Genomic DNA, 16,882 nt, shown 5'->3' with positions numbered 1-16,882 from the left:
AGTGCTTCCCCAAACGTCTCACTATACGAGATAGCAGTAGTGAACTGCACCCGAAGTGGCCTGGGTACTGGTTTCTAGCCGCTCAGTAAGCCGGACATATCCCTCACCAGCAGGAATAGTGACCTCACGACTCCCAACCTCAACATGGTTGACGTCCAAGGCCTGCAACCGGCAGAGAGCCTCACGATCGGATGGCTTGACCACTTCGAAGGTGATCTGAATAGAATCGCCGCGACTGGCATCGAACGCGATGACCTGGTCAATGACCTCGGTGTTGCCCTTGGACGCCCACATCACATAGCCCCACCCTCCCGCGCACACCGCGCAGAGGATGGCGATCACGATGTGCACGACGAAGCGACCCCTGCGCTCCGGACGGTCCGGAAAGTCGCCGGGGGTGCCGAGGACAGGACCGCTCTGTCGGTCCCTCTCGGCCTCGCTGGTGGCCATGACGGAATCTCCCTGCACTACCTCGGCGTTATCGGAAACAATTGTCCCCTGCGGGGGCGTTGCCCCTGCGACCGCATAAGAGAAACTAACCTCTCCCTAGAGTGACCCAGGCCAACCTAGGGAGCGGCGCGGCACACGAGTGAGCGACGCGGACGGCACCATGAGGCGAACGGTCCGCCGAGCGAGCGAGGTCCGAGCGTGACCGATATAGAGGAGACACCGAGCCCGTGAGTGCACCCTTGAGGCTGATGGCCGTTCACGCCCACCCTGACGACGAGTCGAGTAAGGGCGCGGCCACAATGGCGCGTTACGTCGCGGAAGGCGTGGAGGTGCTCGTCTGTACCCTCACCGGAGGGGAACGCGGCTCAATCCTGAATCCCAAGATGGACCGCCCCGAGATTCTGGAGAACATCGGCGAGGTCCGGCGCCTGGAAATGGAGCGCGCGCGCGAGATCCTCGGCGTGCGGCAGCGTTTCCTGGGGTTCATCGACTCCGGCCTGCCCGAGGACGAGAACGAGCCGCTGCCCGAGGGCTGCTTCGCCCTCCAGCCGATCGAGGTCGCCTCGGCGCCGCTGGTGGCCGCCGTGCGCGAGTTCAGGCCGCACGTCATCCTCACCTACGACGACGACGGCGGTTACCCGCACCCCGACCACATCATGACCAACCGCGTCTCGGTGGAGGCCTTCGAGGCGGCCGGCGACCCCGACCGCTACCCCGAGGCCGGAGAGCCCTGGCAGCCCCTCAAGCTCTACTACCACATGGGCTTCACCAAGGAGCGGTTCGAGGCGCTGCACGAGGCCATGAACGCCCGCGGCATCGGCTCCCCCTACGCCGACTGGATCGCCCGCTGGGAGGACCGCCCGCAGAAGTGGCCGGTGACCACCAGGGTCCCGTGCGGCGACTACTTCGAGGTCCGTGACGAGGCGCTGCTCGCGCACGCCACCCAGGTCGACCCCGACGGCTTCTGGTTCGTCTGCCCGCGCGACCTGCAGCGCGAGGTCTGGCCGACCGAGGACTACCACCTGGCTCGCTCCCTCGTGGACACCGACCTTCCCGAGGACGACCTGTTCGTCGGCATCCACTCCGAAGAGGTGTCACCCGCCTGCCACTGACACGACCATGGGGTGGCGGTGGCAAACTTGAGATGTGATTGCATTTGACACCGTCACCAAGGGTGACGTGAGCCCCGGCCTGCTGGGTTTCCTTGTCGTCGCGGCGCTGGGGTTCGCGCTCTTCCTCCTCGTCAAGTCGATGAAGAGGCAGATCTCCAAGATCGAGGTTCCGTCCGAGGCCGAGCTGCGCAAGCGCAACGGCACCGCCTGACGCCGAGCCCCGCTCCACCGCCTCGGGCGGACCCGGCTCCCTCGGCCCGTTGGCGGCGCCCCTCCGCGCTCCGGGCAGGCCCCGGTCCGCTCAGTTCACCGACGACCAGGGCCCGGCTCCCTCGGGCCGCCGACGACCGGGCCCTGACCGGCTCAGTCCGTTGACGACCAGGCCCGCTCCAGCGCCTTGGGCAGACCCCAGTGGCCCAGAGGGGTGAGCACCTCGGTCTTGTCCACGATCCCGAGGCAGGCCCACAGCGGCGTGACCGAGCCGAAGAGCGTCTCGGCCGCCTCCAGATCCTCCGGTTCGTCCATCTGCACGTCGATGTCGTCGGACTCGGCGATGAACCGGGCGATCCGCTCGGGCGAGGCCAGCACTCCCGGGCCGCGTCTCGCCAGTTCGGCCACCACGGCCAGCCAGTCGGCGTGGTGGATGGCGCACAGCGCCGCCAGCACCGAATCCTCGTGGCTGAGCTCGCCGTCCAGGTTGGAGAATCCCTCGGGCGTGTCGTCGTCTTCGGGCAGATCCGAGATCGGCCCGGCGATGCCCGCGGTGACGGTCAGCCAGAGCTCCTCGTCGTCGGCGGGCAGCGGTTCCCCCTCGAATCCGGCACACGCCCGCAGCACGTTGCCCGGGTATCCGGGGTCGGCCAGCACCTCGCGGAGCCGCGCGGACGCCGCCCGCAGGTCCGCCGCGGGCCGCTCGGGCTCGGGCAGCTCGGACAGGATGCGCCGCAGCTCGCTGAGCGCGAACGCCTCCTCCTCGTCCCAGGCCGCGAACAGTTCCTGGTCCTGCTCGTCGCTCACCGCGATCCCGGGCACCCGCCCGTCGGGCAGCGGGCTGTTGAGCCAGCGTTCCTGCAGGTCCTCGTAGGTCTCCCGGGCGCTCTCGTCGCCGAGCGCGAGCGCGTCCGGATCGACCTCCCCCGCGGCGACCCGCTCCTCCAGGTAGGCGACCAGCCTGCGGAACATCTCCTCGGCGATCGGTCCTCGCTCGTCCTCCTCGGGCCAGACGAAGAAGCTGCGGGTGAGCAGGAGCGGCTCGGTCCCGGTGGACTCCAGCCACCGCTGCACGTCTCCCACGGTCGCGCTACCGGACTCGATCGCCCCCAGCGTCGCCTTGGCGGACTCCCAGAAGGGCAGGGACAGCGGGTTGCCCGCCGCCATCAGCGCCCGCCGCAGGTCGGGCAGGGCCACCAGCGCCATCCCCGACGGCACCGCGAGCAGTGCACGAGCCACATCACGCCGGGTCAGCTCTGCGGCTGCCCGCCCGGCGTGCACACAGACGAAGTCGAGATCCACGCCCAGTGAGCCTACGCCCGAAGCCTCCCGAGCACATCTCCCACCCCGGCAACACGTTCTTTGAAGGATGCGACGAGCCCTTACTTGCTGCAGCGCGCGAACAACCCCGTCGCCTGGCTTCCCTGGGGCGAGGAGGCCTTCGCGGAGGCGGCACGGCGGGACGTGCCGCTGCTGATCTCCGTCGGCTACTCGGCGTGCCACTGGTGCCACGGGATTCCTGCGGGTAGTTGAGATCAAGACGTACGCTGAACAGCATGAAAGGTGGTGTCATGAGCGCTCAGCCTGTCCACGGTGGCACATCGGACCGCCCCCAGGTGCCGCGGACGATCGGCGGCATCTCCGGCGCGCTGCGCGGCAGCCGCCGTGCGCAGTTTTTCGCCGAACTTCTTGAAGCCCAGCAGGGCGCTGAGTTGGATGGCGTGCTCAACGCCTGGTGGGGTCGGGCCATGCTGGACACCGACCCCGGCCGTGACCGCATCCGAGCAGCCGCCGAAGCCGGAACTCTTCCGACCACGACCATGGACGAGGTCCTACGTCGCCGACAGGAGCATGGCGCTCAGTGAGCGAAGACGACCTGTGACTCCTCCGCTCCCTGAAGAGAGCGGCTTCTCGCTTCCCTCGGCTGAGGTAGGCGACGGCCAAGCCCTGACCGTTTCAAACAAAGGAACCGTAACAGGGAAGCGATTCCCCTGCTGAGTAAACCCGGCAGTCCCCTCGCTAGACACGATCGACCGGAAGAATCAGCAGGTGCTGCTCACCCGGATCGTCCTGTTCTGACGGTGTGAGAGTCTGGCCTTGTGAACAGGCTTGGTGGCGAGACTTCTCCCTACCTTCTCCAGCACGCCGACAACCCGGTTGATTGGTGGCCTTGGGGAGAGGAGGCGATGCAAGAGGCGGCACGGCGGGATGTGCCGCTGCTGATCTCCGTCGGCTACTCGGCGTGCCACTGGTGCCACGTGATGGCGCACGAGTCCTTCGAGGACGAGGCCACCGCCGCGCTGATGAACGAGCGGTTCGTCAACGTGAAAGTGGATCGTGAGGAGCGTCCGGACGTGGACGCGGTCTACATGACGGCCACCCAGGCCATGACCGGCCAGGGCGGGTGGCCGATGACGGTCTTCGCCACCCCCGAGGGACATCCCTTCTACACCGGCACCTATTTCCCCCGTCCACACTTCCAGCGGCTGCTGACCGGAGTGTCGAACGCCTGGACCGGCGACCGGGAGGCGGTGCTGGCGCAGGGCTCGAAGGTCGTGGAGGCGCTGAACGAGCAGGCGGCCCTGCCCTCGGGTCCGCTTCCCACCGCGGAGACGCTGACCCAGGCCGTCACCGGTCTGAGCCAGTCCTTCGACTCGGTGCGCGGTGGGTTCGGCGGGGCGCCCAAGTTCCCGCCGTCGATGGTGCTGGAGTTCCTGCTGAGGTACGGCGCCGCCACCCGGTCGCGAGCCCGGACCGAGGGCGGAGCCGCGGACACGGGGCAGGATCGCCCGGCAGGGCCCGAGGCGGGCGCGAACATGGCGATGCCGATGGCCGAGCGGACGCTGGAGGCCATGGCCAGGGGCGGGATCTACGACCAGCTCGGTGGCGGGTTCGCCCGCTACAGCGTGGATGCGGACTGGGTGGTGCCGCACTTCGAGAAGATGCTCTATGACAACGCGCTGCTGCTGAGGGTCTACACGCATTGGTGGCGCTCGACCGGCTCGACCCTGGGCAGGCGCGTGGCGCTGGAGACGGCCGACTGGCTGCTGGCCGAGATGCGCACTCACGAAGGGGGCTTCGCCTCGGCCCTGGACGCCGACAGCGAGGGCGTGGAGGGCAAGTTCTACGTCTGGACCCCCGAGGAGATCCGCGAGGTTCTGAGCGAGGAGGACGCCGCCTGGGCGATCGCCCTGTTCGAGGTGACCGGCACGTTCGAGCACGGCGCCTCGGTGCTCCAACTCCTGTCCGACCCCGACGACACCGAGCGCTTCGCCCGCGTCCGTGCCGCGCTGCTGGCCGCACGAGCCCGGCGCGTACGGCCCGGCCGGGACGACAAGCTGGTCGCGGCCTGGAACGGCCTGGCCATCGCCGCCCTCGCCGAGACCGGGGCCCTGTTCGACCGGCCGGACCTGGTGGAGGCGGCGCGGGCGGCGGCCACGCTGATCGACGAGCTTCACATGGACGGTGACCGGCTGCTGCGCACGTCACGCGACGGGCGGGCGGGCGGCAACGTCGGAGTGCTGGAAGACTACGCCGACATGGCCGAGGGCCTGCTCACCCTGTACGGGGTGACCGGGGAGGTCCGCTGGTTCCAGCGGGCCGGGGCACTGCTGGAGACCGTGCTCACCCGCTTCTCCGACGGCGCCGGCGGATTCTTCGACACCGCGGACGACGCCGAGCGGCTCTTCCAGCGCCCGCAGGACCCCACCGACAACGCGACCCCCTCGGGCCAGTTCGCCGCCGCCGGGGCGCTGCTCTCCTACGCGGCCCTGACCGGCTCCACCAGGCACCGGGAGGCGGCCGCGGCGGCTCTGGGCACGGTGACCGTCCTGGCCGGCAAGCACGCCCGGTTCGCCGGGTGGGGTCTCGCGGTGGCCCAGGCCGCCGTCTCCGGCCCGGTGGAGGTGGCGATCGTGGGCCCGCCCGACGACCCGGCGACTTCGGCGCTGCACCGGACCGCCCTGCTCTCCACCGCCCCTGGGCTGGTCATCGCACCCGGCGAGCCCGGATCCGCCGAGGTCCCGCTCCTCGCGGGCCGGGGCCTGGTGGGCGGAGCCTCGGCGGCCTATGTGTGCCGTGGGTTCGCCTGCAGGATGCCCGTCACCACTTCGGCCGAGCTGAGAGCCGAACTGGCGTCCTAGGGTCTGTGCGGGCGGCCCCGGGACCCTTGAGCGAGCCTCATCGCGAGGCTCTTGAGTAACCTCACCCCAGGACTCTTGAGTGAACCTCAGGGGCGCCGGGCCCTTCGCTGAGGATCCCGTGAAGATCCTTTCGTTCGAGGACGCTCAAGGGCGCCGCGGGGACCCCTGGGGCGCATCTCCCGGCGGCCCTTGGTCCGGGGAGAAGCCGCCGTCTCCGGTCCCGTCGCCCGGAGCGGTTCCCGGGCCCCGGTCGTTTCCGGGGTCCGTGCCGTCGCCCGGCCACGAGCCCTGGTCCGGGCCGTTTCCTGGGCCCTGACCGTCGCCGTTGCCCGGGTTGTCGGGGCCCCAGGGCTGGTCGGGAGCCTCGGTCGCCTCGGCCGGGGGCCGGATGGGCGGGACGGTCTCACCGTCGCCGAAACCGGGGTCCTGGTCCGCGCCGTAGCCGTCGTAGGGGTTGGAGTAGCCGTAGTTGGACGGCTCGGCGAACTCCTTGACCGGCTTGCCCGACATCGCCTCGGTCATGAAGGCCCGCCAGATCTGGGCCGGGTAGGTCCCGCCGTACTGGACGCTGCCGTTGACCACCACCGGCTTGTGGTCGTCGCGGAACATGTCCACCGCGGCCGCCATCTGCGGGGTGAACCCGGCGAACCACACGGACGCCGAGTCGTCCGTGGTGCCGGTCTTGCCCGCCACCGGACGGTCGTAGAGGCGGGCGGCCGAACCGGTGCCGCCGGTGACGACCTGGCTGAGCGCGTAGGTGGCGTCGACGGCGGTCTGCTCGGAGAAGACCCGCCTGCCCTTGGTCTCGATCTTGGTGGTCCTGCCGGTGGAGTCGGTGATCGAGCGGATCACATGGGCTTCGCGATGGACCCCCTCGGCGGCGAACGTGGCGAAGCCGGAGGCGTTCTGCACGGCGCTCAGCGACGCCACCCCCAGCGGCAGCGTCGCGGCGCCCGCGTGGGGGGTGAGCTGGTCTGCCGGGATGCCCGCGCCCTTGGCGAGCTTGACGACCTTGTCCAGCCCGACCCGCTGCCCGAGGTCGACGAAGGCGGTGTTCACCGAGTTCTGGGTGGCGGTGACCAGGTTGACCTCACCGTAGGACCGGCCGCCCGAGTTGGGGATCGGATGCTCCGGATCCGAGGCGACCCGCATCGGCGAGTTTCCGTTCACGCGGGTGTCGAGGCCCATGCCCTCCTCCAGGGCGGCGGCCAGCGTGTAGGCCTTGAACGTGGATCCCGCCTGCACCTTGGCCGAGAAGGAGTTGTCGAACTTGGAAGCGTTGTAGTTACGGCCTCCGTAGAAGGCGACGACCTCTCCGGTGGCGGGATCGACGGCGGCCAGGCCGGTGCGGACCTTCTTGGAGGTGCCCTCCGGCAGGACCGAGGTGACGGCCCGCTCGGCGGCGGCCATCAGGTTCTTGTCGAACGTCGAGACGATCTTCAGGCCGCCCTGATTGATCATCTCGTCGGTGTATCCCCTGCGCTTGAGCTCGGCGGCCACCTGGTCGAGCATGTAGCCCTGCTGGCCCTTGGGCTCGAAGATCGCCTTTGGCTTACTGAGGATCGGGAACGCGGTGGTGGCGGCCTGCTGCGGGGTGAGGGCCCTGGTCTGCACCATGCCGTCGATCACCGACCGCCAGCGTGCCTTGGCCGCGTCGAGGTCGGCGCCCTGGGGGTCGGCGAACCGGGACGGCTGCTGGATCACCGCCGCGAGGTAGGCGCCCTCGGCGACGCTCAGCTCGTTGACGTGCTTGCGGAAGTAGGCCTGGGCGGCGGCCTCGATCCCGTCGGCCCCCCGGCCGAAGTAGATCGTGTTGAGATACTGCTCCAGCACCCAGTCCTTGGACTTCGACTGGTCAACCTTCAGGGAGATCATGATCTCCTTGAGCTTGCGGACGATGGAACGTTCCTGACTGAGGCCGCTGTAGTAGTTGCGGACCAGCTGCTGGGTGATCGTCGAGCCGCCCTGGAGCTGCTGGCCGGTGATCGTGGACCACATCGCGCGGAAGGTGCCCTTGAGGGACACGCCCTTGTCCTCGTAGAAGGAACGGTTCTCCGCGGCGATCACCGCGTTCTTGACGCCCTCCGGCACCTGTGCGAGGGCCACGCTCTTGCGGTTCACGCCCTGCTTGGCCAGCACGGTCTTGCCGTCCCGGTAGTAGATCACCGAGCCCTGAGCGGTGGCTCTGGGCTGTGTGCTGTCGGGGATCGGGGTCATGGCCCATGCCACCCCGAGGATGCCGATCACCGAGATGACGGCGATACCGAAGACGATGAGCGTGATTCGCAGGAGTTTCCTCCTGGGCTTGCCCTTCTCTCCGTCCTTAAGCACGCGTGAACCCCCATCCAGTCCGCAACCGACCCCCGCCAGCTGCGCGGACCGTAAGGGTAAACGATGGATAACGGTGTCTGAACCCTGCTTGGGATAGTACGGCTAGCTCTTCCCATGGCGTGGTACATCGGCCACCAAAGGAAGGACTCGGTATGGCACGGGAGTATCCAGCGCGATCACCGATGAGGTCCTCACCACACCGTGAACGTCAACGATCAGGTCAATGACCCTCTGAAGATCGGCATTGCTGCGCGCCACCACCCGGCAGTGCATGTCGTCGCCACCGGTGATCGTGTGCACCTCCAGCACCTCGGGGATGGCCGCGAGCTGGTCGGCGACCGGATCATGCCCGCTGACCTGGCGGATCTGCAGCGTGACGAACGCGGTCACGTCATAGCCGAGCGCGGCGGGGTTGATGTCGGGGCCGAATCCGGTGATCACTCCCCGGGCGGCCAGCCGGTCGAGGCGGGCCTGCACGGTCCCCCGGGCCACACCCAGCCGCCTGGAGCACTCCAGCACGCCGAGTTTGGGTTCGCCCGCCAACAGGGCGATGAGCCGGGCATCAAGTTGATCAATCGTCATGATGTACAGCCACTCCCTCAATATGAACGACCGAATATACAAATTGTCCACTGATTTAAGTGACTGTTGCGCATCCAGCGCACAAAAACAGACAGTATTCGCATGAGTGACATCTTTCCTGTGAACGGTATGCACGCCGTGGTCTTCGCCGTGGGCAACGCCAAGCAGGCCGCCCACTACTACTCCAGCGCGTTCGGCATGCGGCTGGTGGCCTACCAGGGCCCGGAGAACGGCAGCCGTGACGAGGTCGCCTATGTCCTCACCTCCGGCAGCGCCCGGTTCGAGCTGCGTGGTTCGGTACGGCCCGGCACCGACCTGGCCCGGCACGTGGCCGAGCACGGCGACGGTGTGATCGATCTGGCCATCGAGGTGCCGGACGTGGAGGCGGCCTACGCCCACGCGATCGCCCAGGGCGCGAAGGGCCTGGCCGAGCCGTACACGCTGGAGGACGACCACGGCAAGGTCGTGGTCGCGGCGATCGCCACCTACGGCGAGACCCGGCACACCCTGGTCGACCGGTCCAACTACAGCGGCCCGTACCTGCCCGGCTACGTCGCCGCGGAGCCCATCGTCGCCGCTCCCGACGTGAAGAACGGCCGCCTGTTCCAGGCCGTCGACCACTGCGTCGGCAACGTGGAACTCGGCAAGATGGACGAGTGGGTGGAGTTCTACAAGCGGGTCATGGGCTTCACCAACATGGCGGAGTTCATCGGCGACGACATCGCCACCGAATACTCCGCGCTGATGTCCAAGGTCGTCGCGGACGGCACGCGCAAGGTGAAGTTCCCGCTCAACGAGCCCGCGATCTCCAAGAAGAAGTCGCAGATCGACGAGTATCTGGAGTTCTACGGCGGTCCCGGGGTGCAGCACATCGCGCTGGCCACCAACGACATCCTCACCACCGTCGACCACATGCGCGCGGCCGGGATCCAGTTCCTCGACACGCCCGACTCTTACTACGACGACCCGGAGCTGCGTGCCCGCATCGGCGAGGTCCGCGCGCCGATCGACGAGCTGAAGAAGCGCAGGATCCTGGTCGACCGCGACGAGGACGGCTACCTGCTGCAGATCTTCACCAAGCCCGTTCAGGACCGCCCGACGGTGTTCTTCGAGCTCATCGAGCGGCACGGCTCACTCGGCTTCGGCAAGGGCAACTTCAAGGCGCTCTTCGAGGCGATCGAGCGCGAGCAGGACCTCAGGGGCAACCTGTAACAGCGCTTGGCTTTGCGGTGGCGAGTGCGTGGTGATCACCCTTGCATGGCAACACCACCACCGCCACCGTCCGACGGCCCGGGACCGTTCCCCTGGTCGGCTCCCCCACCCGGCCAGGGCCATGGAGCCCCCGGGCCGCCCATGAAGCTCGGCGGGCGCTGGCGCCGCCTTTTCGCGGGCATCCTGGACATCATCATCGTCAGCGTCATCTCCTCGCCCTTCACCTATGAGACGTTCAGCACCGTCTGGGACACGGACAAGGGCATCTTCGTGCGGGTCCCCATCCAGCACACCTTGCTGGCGAGCCTCATCGGCTTCCTCTACTACTGGCTGCTGACCGCCTTCTGGAACGGGCAGACGCTGGGCAAGAAACTGTTCGGCCTGAGCGTGGTCGACGTCAGCGGGCGGAAGGTCGGCGTCGGGCAGGCCGCGATCCGCGAGCTGGTGGCGTGGGTGCTGTACGCCACCTGCTGCCTGGGCTGGGTCAACCTCGCCTTCATCCTTTTCACCCAGCGCAAACAGGCTATTCACGACATGGCGGCCAGAACGCTGGTGATAGATGTCTGACCTTATGAGATTCCCTCCGGCGCTCGCGTAGTGTGCGATACAGACGGCTCGGCACGGCCCGGGCCCGGAAAGGGGACTTCAGGGCATGGTGTCCGGTCGGCTGACTATCGCGACAACCGCCACTCTTCTCGGCGTATTCGGAACATTCGGCACGACGGCCTGTTCGGCATTGCAGGGTGAGAGCACCTCGGCCGCCGCGGACGGCCAGGTTTCCGCCCCACCCGTGAGCAAGGTCGGCGCCCCCGGGATCGGCGACCCCGACTTCCCCACCGACGGCAACGGCGGCTACGACGTCGACCACTACCGACTCAAGATCGACTACGACCCGGCCACCAAACATTTTTCCGGTGTGGCCGGGATCGAGGCGAAGGCGACCCAGGACCTGACCAGATTCAATCTGGACCTCTCCGGGTTCAAGGTCGACAAGATCACCGTGGACGGCGGCTCCGCGACATTCGAGCGGGCCAAGGACGAGCTCACCGTGATCCCGGCCAAGCCGATCCAGGACAAGGCCAAGTTCACCGTCGAGGTCGCCTACGCGGGCGAGCCCAAGCCGATCACGGGCTCCTCCAACCTGGGCACCTACGGGTTCATCCCCACCAAGGACGGCGCGTTCGTCACCGGCGAGCCCAACGGCGCCAAGACCTGGTTCCCGAACAACGACCACCCCGCGGACAAGGCACTCTACGACTTCGAGATCACCGTTCCCGAAGGCCTGACCGTGCTGGCCAACGGCGAGCTCGTCGGCCAGCCGAGCACCAGCGAGGGCAAGACGACCTTCGTGTGGCGGGAGAGCCACCCGATGGTGAGCTATCTGGCCACCATGACGCTGGGCAAGTTCGAGCTGCGCCAGGGCAAGACCGGTGCGGGGATCAAGAACCTGGCGGCCGTGGACCCGCGTTACCGCGGTTCGCTCGACAGCCTCTACACCCTGACGGGGAAGATCACCGACTACTGGAGCACGGTGTTCGGCCCTTACCCGTTCTCCTCCACCGGCGGTGTGATCGACGACTTCTCCGCGGGCTACGCCCTGGAAAACCAGACCAAGCCCATGTACGGAGGGTTCATCCCGAAAGAGGACACCATCTCCCATGAGCTGGCCCACCAGTGGTTCGGAGACAGCCTGAGCATCAAACGCTGGAAGGACCTCTGGCTCAACGAGGGCTTCGCCACCTACGCCGAGTGGCTCTGGTCCGAGCACCAGGGCACCGCCACCGCCGAACGGACCTTCCGCACCCAGTACGCCGCCGCCGCGGACGCCCCGATCTGGAAATACCCACCCGGACGCGCCAAGCCGGACGACCTGTTCAACAACTCCGTCTACACCCGTGGCGGCATGACGCTGCACGCGCTCCGGCAGCGGATCGGCGACCAGGCGTTCTTCAAGCTGCTGAAGACCTGGAACACCGAGCACAAATACGGCCACGTGACGACCGACGAGTTCATCGCCCTGGCCGAGAAGATCTCCGGCAAGCAGCTCGGCACACTCTTCGACGCCTGGCTGTTCACTCCCAAGAAGCCGACCACCTGGTGACTTCCGGGCCGGTGCTCGTCGTGTCTTCCACGGGCCCGCGGAAGACACGACGAACCGCAGAGGGCACGGTCAGCCGAAGGTGAGCCGGTAGCCGTCCCTGCGGAGGGATCCGAGCACCTCGTCGGAGTGCGCGGGTCCCCTGGTCTCCAGCTGGAGCTGGACCTCGACCTCGCCCAGGTGGACGCCGAGCCGCTCGTGCACGATGTCGAGCACGTTCGCGCCCAGCTCGGCCAGCTTGGCGAGCAGCCGCGCCAGCGCGCCGGGCCGGTCGGGCAGCGGCACCCGCAGGGTCAGGTAACGCCCGGCCGCGGCCAGACCGTGCCGGAGGACCTTGGCCAGCAGCAGCGGATCGATGTTCCCCCCGGAGAGCACGGCCACCACAGGCGGCTCGAAGACCTGCGGGTGGGCCAGGATCGCGGCCACCCCGGCCACCCCGGCCGGCTCGACGACCTGCTTGGCGCGTTCGAGACAGAGCACCAGCGCCCGGGAGATCTCGCTCTCGGTGACCGTGACGACGCTGTCGACCAGATAGTGGATCAGCTCGAAGGGCAGCTCCCCCGGGCGGCCCACCGCGATGCCGTCGGCCATGGTCGAGGTGGGCTGGACCATGACCGGGTGCCCGGCCGCCAGCGAGGCCTGGTAGGCGGCCGCTCGCTCGGCCTGCACGCCGACGATCCGCACGCCCGGCCGGAGAGACTTGACCGCGAGCGCGACACCGGCGGTCAGCCCGCCGCCGCCGAGCGACATCACGATCGTGCCCACCTCGGGAAGCTGCTCCAGGATCTCCAGCCCGATCGTGCCCTGCCCGGCGACGACGTCCGGGTGGTCGAAGGGATGGATGAACACCGCGCCCGTCCGCTCGGCGTGCTCCGTGGCCCGGGCCAGGGCGACGTCCACGGTGTCCCCGGCGAAGACCACTTCGGCGCCGTAGGAGCGGGTCGCGGCCACCTTGGGCAGCGGCGCCCCCTCCGGCATGTAGACCGTCGACTTGATCCCGACCAGGCCCGAGCTGAGGGCGACCCCCTGCGCGTGGTTGCCCGCACTGGCCGCCACCACGCCCCGGCTTCGCTCCTCCTCGGTCAGCCCGGCGATCCTGACGTAGGCCCCGCGCACCTTGAACGAGCCCGAGCGCTGCAGGTTCTCGCACTTGAGGTAGACGGGCCCGCCGATGGCGTCGGACAGCACGTGCGAGTGCAGAAGAGGAGTTCGCAGGGCCACATCGGACAGGAGCTCACGGGCGGCGGCCACGTCGTCGTAGCTCACCTGAGACTCTGACATGCGGTTCATCTTTTCATCCCCGCCCGGTACGGCATGCGGCCGACGCAGGGGACAGGCCCCGCGAAGAGCACAAGTTGACCATACTTCGCTCGGCGAAGTATGGTCTCCCGCATGGCTAAAGGATCACCTGCGGTCAGTGAGCCGACCTACTTCATTCTCGCCTCGCTGCTCGACGGTCCTCTGCACGGACACGGCATCATCAAGCAGACCCTGGAACTCTCGGAAAACCGGGTGAAGCTGCCGGTCGGCACGCTCTACGGCGCGCTCGACCGGTTGGCGGCCAGCGGTCTGATCGCCGTGAACCGCGAGGAGATCGTCGACGGCCGGCCGAGAAGATACTTCGAGCTCACCGACCAGGGGCGAAACCTGGTGTCGGCCGAGGCTCTGCGCATGCAGCAGGCCGCCTCGGTCGTGACCAAACGGATCCTGCGCCCTGGATCGGCGTTCTCGTGACCGTCACCATGGAGCCTCACGCCGTTACAGGGGCCGGCGCCGGAGGAGTCCTGGAGCGGCGCTACCGCCGGCTGCTGCTGAGCTATCCCCCCGCCTACCGTGCCGGATACGGCGGCGAGCTCATCGCCACCCTGCTCGACACCGCCGAGCCAGGGCGCACCGTGCCCTCGTTCCGCGAGTCCCGTGCGCTGATCGTCGCCGGGCTGCGGACCAGGGTGATCTACATGACGGAGCGGCCCGCCTGGATCGACGGGATACATCTCGGGGTCCTGGCGCTGTCGGTCACCCAGCTGGCGATGCTGGTGCCGTACGCGATGACCGTCCCTCTCTGGGTCGGCCTGTCCGCGCTCGCCGTCCTGCTGATCATGCGCGGCCGGGTTCGCCTGGCACTGCCGGTGGTCACACTGGTGGCGGTGAAGGTCTGCGCGATCACGCTCGGGCGGCCCTTTCTGGACCAGACCCTGCTGCCGGCCTATCCCGACCGGTTCTGGAACGGCCTGGCGTTCTACGGGAGCGGCGATCCGGCGCTCCACGACAGTGGCGACCCTGCCCTCTACGGGGGTGGGGGGCCGGCTCTCTACGGGGGTGGGGGGCCGGTGGCGCCGATGGTCGGCTACGCGCTGCTCGTTCTCGGCCTGCTGATGCTGACCGTGCACGAACGACGGCTCGGGAAGCGCTCCTGGTTCTGGCTGCCGGCGATCCCGCTGCTCGCCGGCGCGAACCCGGCCGGGCTCGACTTCAGCGCGGGCACCGATCCGCTCGACATGACCAGGGTGGGGCTGGAGATCGGGGTTCTCCTGTTCGCCGTGTGGGCCGGTCACGTCGCGCACGACCTGCGCTGGGCCACGGCCGCCGGGATCTATCTCGTCTCGGTCTGCACCGTCTACGCCGAGAACCTCGGCGCCCACTCCGAGCAGGACCTGGCCCATCTGGCCCTGCTCACCTTCCTGACCGTGCTGGCGGCGGCCGTGCCGTACCGCGCGAAACGGCACGTCGTCCTCTAGACACCTCCTCCCCTAAACGTCTTCCTCTCCTTCGTCGCGGAGCTCGCCGCAGGCTACGGCCGTAGCTCCTTCGATCATGCCCGCTTGCGAAACGGGGTCACCAATGTCACGAGTTCTCACAGCCATGCCCGCGGCCGTCCTGGCGCTGGCCGTACTGGCCGGATGCGGTCAGGAACCGACGTCCGGCGCGTCCGCCGCCGGGAAGGCGCCCGCGACCGGAGGGTCCGCGACCGCCGCCCCTCAGGCGAAGCGCCGCCAGATGGAGGCGATGCGCGCCGACTGCATGAAGAAGAAAGGCTTCAAATACGTCCCGAACGTCCCGCAGCCACAGAAGGTGAGCAAGGGGCGCCGCCAGGAGCTGAGTGGTGACTACGCGGCGATGCGCGAGTATCGCCAGAAACACGGCTTCGGGGTCTTCTTCGCCTTGGCCTATCCCGACGACCCCGAGGATGGCATCGGGAAGCCCATTCCCGAACCCAACGGGGACCTCATCGAGTCGCTCTCCAAGACCCAGCGCAAAGCCTGGACCGCCGCTGACGAGACCTGTTACGCGGCGGCGTTCAGCAAGCTCACCGGCAAGACGGTCACCTCCTGGAACGACGCCACCGATCAGGCGGATGAGCTGACCACAAAGACCAGGGAGCGTGAGCTCGACGGCGACGCCCGGCTGGCCGAGCTGGCCAGGGGCTTCGGTGACTGCCTCAAGAGCAAGGGCTACCCGGTGGCCTCGCTCAAGCCCATCGCGATATACAACAACGGCTGGAACATGTTCGAGAAGGAACGTGACAAGGCGCAGGACAAGCACATCGGATCGAGCGGGAAGGTGACCTTCGAGTCCCTGGGGATGCCGCCCAACGAGGCGAGGCCGTACCTCGCGAAGGAGATCAAGGTCGCGCTCGACGACCTGGAGTGCGGCAAGGACTTCTACGCCGAATTCCTGCCCAAGGACATGAAGCTCTCGGAAGAGGCCTGGAACGAGTTCGGCGGGGACGAGTTGCTGTCGCCGTTCTGACCATCCTCACATTGGCCGCGTTGACGGGCTGCGCCACCAAGCGGATGGAGCTCCCGCAACCCTACCCGCACGTGCAACGGAGTCATGAAATGTCACGAGTTCTCACAGCCATGCCCGCGGTCGTCCTGGCGCTGGCCGTACTGGCCGGATGCGGCCAGGAGCCGACGCCCGGCGCGCCCTCCGCCGAGAAGGCGCCCGCGACCGCCGACTCGCACGCGAAGCGCCGCCAGATGGAGGCGATGCGCGCCGACTGCATGAAGGGCAAGGGCTTCAAGTACATCCCGAACGTCTCGCCGGACAAGATACGCAAGGGGCGGCTCATGGAGCTGAGCGGCGACTACGAGGCGATGCATGAGTATCGCGAGAAGCACGGCTTCGGGGTCTACTTCGCCTGGGCCTATCCCGACGATCCCGACGAAGGCATACCGAAGACCCTTCCCGACCCCAACATGAAGCTCGCGGAGTCGTTCTCCGAGGCTCAGTACGAAGCCTGGGACGCCGCCGACAACGCCTGCCTCGCGACGGTGTTCAAGAAGCTCACCGGCAAGACGATCGCCTCCCGGGACGACCTCTACGAGCAGGCGGAGAACCTGTACATAAAGGCCAGGGAGCGTGAGCTCGACGGCGACGCCCGGCTGGTCGAGCTGGCCAGGGGCTTCGGCGACTGCCTCAAGAGCAAGGGCTACCCGGTGAACTCTCTCAAACCCACCGCGCTGCAGACCAACGTCCGGGACAGGTTCGAGAAGGAGCGCACCGAGGCGCAGAAGAAGCGTATGGAATCGGGCGCGATGGAGAAACCCGGCGGCCTGCGGATGCCGCCCAACGAGGCGAGGCCACGCCTGGCCAAGGAGATCAAGGCCGCGCTCGACGACCTGGAGTGCGGCAAGGACTTCTACGCCGAGTTCCTGCCCAGGGACATGAAGCTCCGGGACAAGGCCTGGAACGAGTTCGGTCAGAAAGACGGGCTGATCCCGTGACGAGGCCGGCAGGGTGAA

16 protein-coding genes and 1 pseudogene are annotated in these 16,882 nt (G+C 68.0%); 12 read left to right on the top strand and 5 right to left on the bottom strand.

Annotation, left to right across the window (positions count from 1 at the left end; all coding sequences use genetic code 11):
- Positions 1-21: 21 nt before the first annotated feature.
- Positions 22-450, bottom strand: a complete 429-nt coding sequence (locus ACFY2X_RS11765) for a DUF4307 domain-containing protein (protein ID WP_389936165.1) — start codon at positions 448-450, stop codon at positions 22-24.
- Between the two features lie 227 nt (positions 451-677).
- On the opposite strand from ACFY2X_RS11765, the gene mca reads away from it, so the two are divergent.
- A complete protein-coding gene (gene mca, locus ACFY2X_RS11760) occupies positions 678-1,562 on the top strand; it encodes a mycothiol conjugate amidase Mca (protein WP_389936162.1) in 885 nt (294 codons plus the stop codon).
- Between the two features lie 34 nt (positions 1,563-1,596).
- Positions 1,597-1,773 carry a hypothetical protein gene (locus ACFY2X_RS11755; protein WP_389936159.1) on the top strand — a complete coding sequence of 59 codons (177 nt, stop codon included), beginning with the start codon at positions 1,597-1,599 and terminating at the stop codon, positions 1,771-1,773.
- A gap of 152 nt (positions 1,774-1,925) precedes the next feature.
- On the opposite strand, the gene ACFY2X_RS11750 is transcribed toward ACFY2X_RS11755, so the two are convergent.
- A complete protein-coding gene (locus ACFY2X_RS11750) occupies positions 1,926-3,074 on the bottom strand; it encodes a hypothetical protein (RefSeq protein WP_389936157.1) in 1,149 nt (382 codons plus the stop codon).
- A gap of 60 nt (positions 3,075-3,134) precedes the next feature.
- Here ACFY2X_RS11750 and ACFY2X_RS11745 point away from each other — a divergent pair.
- From ACFY2X_RS11745 to ACFY2X_RS11735, 3 genes and pseudogenes are all read left to right on the top strand, one after another.
- Positions 3,135-3,284, top strand: a pseudogene (locus tag ACFY2X_RS11745) (DUF255 domain-containing protein); the annotation flags it as partial.
- A 59-nt stretch (positions 3,285-3,343) separates the two neighbouring features.
- Positions 3,344-3,637 (top strand): hypothetical protein, encoded by a 294-nt coding sequence (locus ACFY2X_RS11740; protein ID WP_389936154.1) that lies wholly within the window; start codon positions 3,344-3,346, stop codon positions 3,635-3,637.
- Positions 3,638-3,871: 234 nt separating this feature from the next.
- Positions 3,872-5,914 carry a thioredoxin domain-containing protein gene (locus ACFY2X_RS11735; protein WP_389936152.1) on the top strand — a complete coding sequence of 681 codons (2,043 nt, stop codon included), beginning with the start codon at positions 3,872-3,874 and terminating at the stop codon, positions 5,912-5,914.
- A 144-nt stretch (positions 5,915-6,058) separates the two neighbouring features.
- Here ACFY2X_RS11735 and ACFY2X_RS11730 read toward each other — a convergent pair whose 3' ends face one another.
- Both ACFY2X_RS11730 and ACFY2X_RS11725 read right to left on the bottom strand, forming a co-directional pair.
- A complete protein-coding gene (locus tag ACFY2X_RS11730) occupies positions 6,059-8,245 on the bottom strand; it encodes a transglycosylase domain-containing protein (RefSeq protein ID WP_389936149.1) in 2,187 nt (728 codons plus the stop codon).
- A 102-nt stretch (positions 8,246-8,347) separates the two neighbouring features.
- The gene (locus tag ACFY2X_RS11725) at positions 8,348-8,827 is read right to left on the bottom strand and encodes an Lrp/AsnC family transcriptional regulator (RefSeq protein ID WP_389936146.1); all 480 of its coding nucleotides are present in this window, start codon (positions 8,825-8,827) and stop codon (positions 8,348-8,350) included.
- Positions 8,828-8,929: 102 nt separating this feature from the next.
- On the opposite strand from ACFY2X_RS11725, the gene hppD reads away from it, so the two are divergent.
- The 3 genes from hppD to ACFY2X_RS11710 all read left to right on the top strand — a co-directional run bounded on the left by hppD (position 8,930) and on the right by ACFY2X_RS11710 (position 12,140).
- Positions 8,930-10,039 (top strand): 4-hydroxyphenylpyruvate dioxygenase, encoded by a 1,110-nt coding sequence (gene hppD, locus ACFY2X_RS11720; RefSeq protein ID WP_389936144.1) that lies wholly within the window; start codon positions 8,930-8,932, stop codon positions 10,037-10,039.
- Between the two features lie 141 nt (positions 10,040-10,180).
- Entirely contained in the window at positions 10,181-10,606 is a 426-nt protein-coding gene (locus tag ACFY2X_RS11715; RefSeq protein ID WP_389936141.1) for an RDD family protein, read from the top strand.
- A 223-nt stretch (positions 10,607-10,829) separates the two neighbouring features.
- A complete protein-coding gene (locus ACFY2X_RS11710) occupies positions 10,830-12,140 on the top strand; it encodes a M1 family metallopeptidase (protein ID WP_389936138.1) in 1,311 nt (436 codons plus the stop codon).
- Positions 12,141-12,209: 69 nt separating this feature from the next.
- On the opposite strand, the gene ilvA is transcribed toward ACFY2X_RS11710, so the two are convergent.
- Positions 12,210-13,418, bottom strand: coding sequence for a threonine ammonia-lyase (ilvA, locus tag ACFY2X_RS11705; protein ID WP_389936135.1), 1,209 nt, complete (start codon positions 13,416-13,418; stop codon positions 12,210-12,212).
- 111 nt (positions 13,419-13,529) lie between these two features.
- On the opposite strand from ilvA, the gene ACFY2X_RS11700 reads away from it, so the two are divergent.
- From ACFY2X_RS11700 to ACFY2X_RS11685, 4 genes are all read left to right on the top strand, one after another.
- On the top strand, positions 13,530-13,871 hold the full coding sequence (locus ACFY2X_RS11700) for a PadR family transcriptional regulator (RefSeq protein WP_389936132.1): 342 nt from the start codon (positions 13,530-13,532) through the stop codon (positions 13,869-13,871).
- The gene (locus tag ACFY2X_RS11695; protein WP_389936129.1) at positions 13,868-14,875 is read left to right on the top strand and encodes a hypothetical protein; all 1,008 of its coding nucleotides are present in this window, start codon (positions 13,868-13,870) and stop codon (positions 14,873-14,875) included. Before ACFY2X_RS11700 ends, ACFY2X_RS11695 begins: the two co-directional genes overlap by 4 nt.
- Positions 14,876-14,978: 103 nt before the next feature.
- On the top strand, positions 14,979-15,887 hold the full coding sequence (locus tag ACFY2X_RS11690; protein ID WP_389936127.1) for a hypothetical protein: 909 nt from the start codon (positions 14,979-14,981) through the stop codon (positions 15,885-15,887).
- A gap of 89 nt (positions 15,888-15,976) precedes the next feature.
- Complete coding sequence (locus ACFY2X_RS11685) at positions 15,977-16,864, top strand: hypothetical protein (RefSeq protein ID WP_389936124.1); 888 nt, start codon at positions 15,977-15,979, stop codon at positions 16,862-16,864.
- Positions 16,865-16,882 lie beyond the last annotated feature (18 nt).

It is taken from the genome of Streptosporangium sp. NPDC000396 (genome assembly GCF_042898655.1).
In the GTDB taxonomy this organism is placed as follows: domain Bacteria; phylum Actinomycetota; class Actinomycetes; order Streptosporangiales; family Streptosporangiaceae; genus Streptosporangium.
The sequence above is the reverse complement of the archived record's forward strand: the minus strand, read 5'-3'. Positions and strand labels throughout refer to the sequence as shown.